At 35.6% G+C, this 3,633-nt stretch carries 4 protein-coding genes; 1 reads left to right on the top strand and 3 read right to left on the bottom strand.

Annotated features, from left to right (window positions below):
• Positions 1-403: 403 nt before the first annotated feature.
• Positions 404-883 carry an Lrp/AsnC family transcriptional regulator gene (locus QZ562_RS20425; RefSeq protein ID WP_293764438.1) on the bottom strand — a complete coding sequence of 160 codons (480 nt, stop codon included), beginning with the start codon at positions 881-883 and terminating at the stop codon, positions 404-406.
• Between the two features lie 548 nt (positions 884-1,431).
• Positions 1,432-1,620: a transposase gene (locus tag QZ562_RS21395; RefSeq protein WP_363315390.1), complete on the bottom strand. Its 189-nt coding sequence runs from the start codon at positions 1,618-1,620 to the stop codon at positions 1,432-1,434.
• On the opposite strand from QZ562_RS21395, the gene QZ562_RS20420 reads away from it, so the two are divergent.
• Complete coding sequence (locus QZ562_RS20420) at positions 1,609-1,734, top strand: hypothetical protein (RefSeq protein ID WP_293764436.1); 126 nt, start codon at positions 1,609-1,611, stop codon at positions 1,732-1,734. The genes QZ562_RS21395 and QZ562_RS20420 overlap by 12 nt on opposite strands.
• Before the next feature lie 1,241 nt (positions 1,735-2,975).
• Here QZ562_RS20420 and QZ562_RS20415 read toward each other — a convergent pair.
• A complete protein-coding gene (locus tag QZ562_RS20415; protein ID WP_293764433.1) occupies positions 2,976-3,455 on the bottom strand; it encodes an Lrp/AsnC family transcriptional regulator in 480 nt (159 codons plus the stop codon).
• Positions 3,456-3,633: the final 178 nt, after the last annotated feature.

Genomic DNA, 3,633 nt, shown 5'->3' with positions numbered 1-3,633 from the left:
AGTTTTAGAGCCGTATATATAAGTCATCGTAAAATCTTACTATTTTTGTAATGTCGAAATGCATTAATTAGAGAAAATTGTGGTGTGACGATTGAAACAAAAGGACGGTTCACAAGGTTGAGCGATTGGTAGACCATATATAATCTAGTTACCTTGAGCTTATTAGTTTACGATCTTCACACAGTTGCCATAGATTCAGTCAAAGGTCCTCAGAAGCAACGTTAATTTTGCTCCCCATTAAATCATTATTAAAAATGCCAAGACGACCGACTAATTCTGAGCTCAATGTTCTGAATAACAACCGTATAAATGACCGTTATTGAACTAGAACTAAAATAATTGTTCTTCTAAGTCGTGTTAATGCGCATGTCACTCCCCATTTGGTTTCTAGATAATTTCACCGTTATGCTAAGTTATTTTCCAAGGGAACTTCAAGACTCACCTTTGTTTTTTCCATAACAACGGATGCGCGAAACTGTTTCACGTTTGGATTATCAATTAATAATACGCTCCTCAAATCTTCGAAGTCCTCCATATCACGAACATTGCAAATTAATGTAAAGTCACACTGTCCTGTTACGAAATAACACTGCTGCACTCTGTCTTCCTTAAGCACAACTAGCCGAAACGAGTTTAATTGTTGCAGACTATGGCGCTCTAGTTCAACCAAAATAACAAATGTCATTTTCTGACCTAGTATACTGGGATTTAATATAGCAACTTCCTTATCAACTATATTCAGCATGCGTAACTGTTTTAACCTGCGCTGCACAGAAGGGATGGATAAATTGCACACGGCTGACAACTTTTCCAAACTTAACGTGGCATCTTTCTGAATTTGTGACAACAATATTCTGTTAGCTCTATCTATTTTTTTAATCACGATTTCCTTATGTTGAAATTAATCTAAATATTTAACGTTTATATCATAGATTGTATTTAATGGACCCATTCATATCAGACTTAATGCGTAGTATAAGATCTAATTCATGTTGATTGTATCATCGACGTATCAGCATGAAGGACAAATAGCTTTAATCAGCTTATGGCAAATTAAAGATTGAATTACACTTGTAATAAGTAACTGGATAATAACATTATGTGCTTCCTCCTTTTGGGTTTTATTGGTGTATGACATTTAGATTATCAAGTTTTTTGAAGTTAAAATCTGTTGACTAATTATCAATTTTAGAAAGTAGTATAGGCTTAACAAATAAGACTGCTGTACTAACAACTAAGCCAAATAATTCAGCAAATGGGTAAAAATTTTATATGTCAACAATGCTTTCTGTCTTCAAGCTGGATATACCCAAAAAGACTCTATAAGTCTGACACTGGCAATTTTGCAAGGCCCTGAAACTTGTTCAAATGCCTTGTCGCATCTAGGGCAGGCTATCAAAAAAGAACGGCTAGGTCATTGGAAATGAGTAATTATACTAAAGGCAACGAGCAGTAATGGATAGACTTATCGGATATACCTAAACGCTTAGAAACATCAGGTACGGAATAGCCTTTTTCAACCACTTGGCGAACAGCTTCTTGTTTGCATTCATCGAGATATTTTTTATTCGTAACACGTTCTACCTTACTTCGGTTTCTAAGTAAAAAGTGTCTACAAATTTAGGGGACGATCAGTGGCTGACAGTGGCTGAAAACCAATTTGATTTACTTAAACAAGCTTACCTGGCACTGCATGGTCCTAAAGTACATCGTAAAAGTGATATCTTTTTTTAATTTACAATTCCAGCTTAAATTAATACGACGTGCAAATCTTGAAAAAGATTTACAAAATGGGATTATCAAGAATGGATTGTTTTTAGTTTACCAACCTAAAGTCAGTCCTGATTTGGTTTGATTGAGTACTTTATTACTTTTGGTGTCTAGTTTACGTTTAGTTTAAGTCCCTTCAGTATCGCTTTAGGTGGTGAGCACATGTTACAACAACTCAAACAGCACACTGACCATCAACGTATATGAGGTAAGGAAAAGGCCAGAGTCTTACCTCAATCCGCTAAACAGTTCAGCCTTACACACATTCAAAGCTATCTTCACAATCTGTGCTCAATGGCGTTGCCTGAAATTTGAGTCGGAGATATTATTTAGCTGGTTTCAACATGCCACATCCTCCAAAAATGCTCAGGTTTCGAAATTATAAAACAAGGGATTTGAACATACCCATCACTTTATGCTTGTTGACTTGGCTGTGATTGAGTACTTTGTTACTTTAGGTCTCTGGTTTGAGTTCTATGAGGGTCACGGATTGTTACCTAGCTGTTCACCGAATATAGAAACAGTGTACGCTATGACTATCCATAAAAATCAAGGGTCAGAATTTGAGTCTGTTTATTTATGTTTGCCGTTTATTACGGCTAATAATCAGGGGCGGAGGTTGGATCGGGTTGATCTATACTGGGCTTACCCGGGCAAACGTATTTTATGTTGTTTGATACGGATAGAGTGTTGAGTTTGCAGCTGCAAAGTGTGATAGACAGTGCGTTGGTAGGACGGTTGTTAGGTGGTGGTTAGGAGGCGGTTAGGATCACATGTCAACATATGAGTTTTTCACTACAATTTCTAGATTTGTTTTGTAGTTACATACAGTTTAAGTTTTGAAGCTGATCATATACAAGATATCGTGAAATCTTGTAATTCTTGTAATGTCGAAATGCATAAATAAGAGAAATCGTGCTATGACGATTGATCCAAAAAGACGGTTCGCAAGGTTGATAGATTATCTATGGTCTATTAACCCCGAACTTATCAGTTTACGATTTCCATAGATTCAGTCAAAGGTCCACAGAAGCAACGTTATTTTTGCTATCCATTAAATTCACAATTAAATATGCCAAGACGACCAAATAATTCTAAGCTCAATGTTCTGAATAACAACCGTATAAATGACCGTTATTGAACTAGAACTAAAATAATTGTTTTTCTAAGTCCAGTTAATGCGCACTTAACTACCCATTTGGTTTTTAGATACTTTCACAATTTTCCAAGGGAACTTCAAGGCTTACCTTAATTTTTTCCATAACAACGGATGCGCGAAACTGTTTCACGTTTGTATTATCAATTAATAATACGCGCCTCAAATCTTCGAAGTCCTCCATATCACGAATATTGCAAATTAATGTAAAGTCACATTGTCCTGTTACGAAATAACACTGCTGCACTCTGTCTTCCTTAAGCACAAGAAGTCGAAACGAGTTGAGTTGCTCCAAACTATGGCGCTCTAGCTCAACCAGAATAACAAATGTCATCTTCTGGCCTAGTATACTGGGATTTAATATAGCAACTTCCTTATCAACTACATTCAGCATGCGTAACTGCTTTAACCTGCGCTGCACAGAAGGGATGGATAAATTGCACACAGCTGACAACTTTTCCAAACTTAACGTGGCATCTTTCTGAATTTGTGACAACAGTATTCTGTCAGCTCTATCTATTTTTGTCATCACGATTTCCTTATGCTGAAATTAATCTAAATATGTAACATTTAGATCATAAATTGTAATTAATGGACCAATACACATCACACCTAAAGGGTAGTATAAAACCACATTCTTAATAGACTCAATTTTTAATATTTTTAATATTTTTATATTTTTTATATTTTTTATATTTATTTTAAGG

This window comes from uncultured Paraglaciecola sp. (assembly GCF_913058035.1).
Classification (GTDB): domain Bacteria; phylum Pseudomonadota; class Gammaproteobacteria; order Enterobacterales; family Alteromonadaceae; genus Paraglaciecola.
This window is presented reverse-complemented; position numbering and strand designations above follow the sequence as displayed.

Excerpts from the sequence above, each read along its gene's own strand:
- QZ562_RS20415 (WP_293764433.1), bottom strand. The coding sequence starts at position 3,455 with ATGACAAAAATAGATAGAGCTGACAGAATACTGTTGTCACAAATTCAG.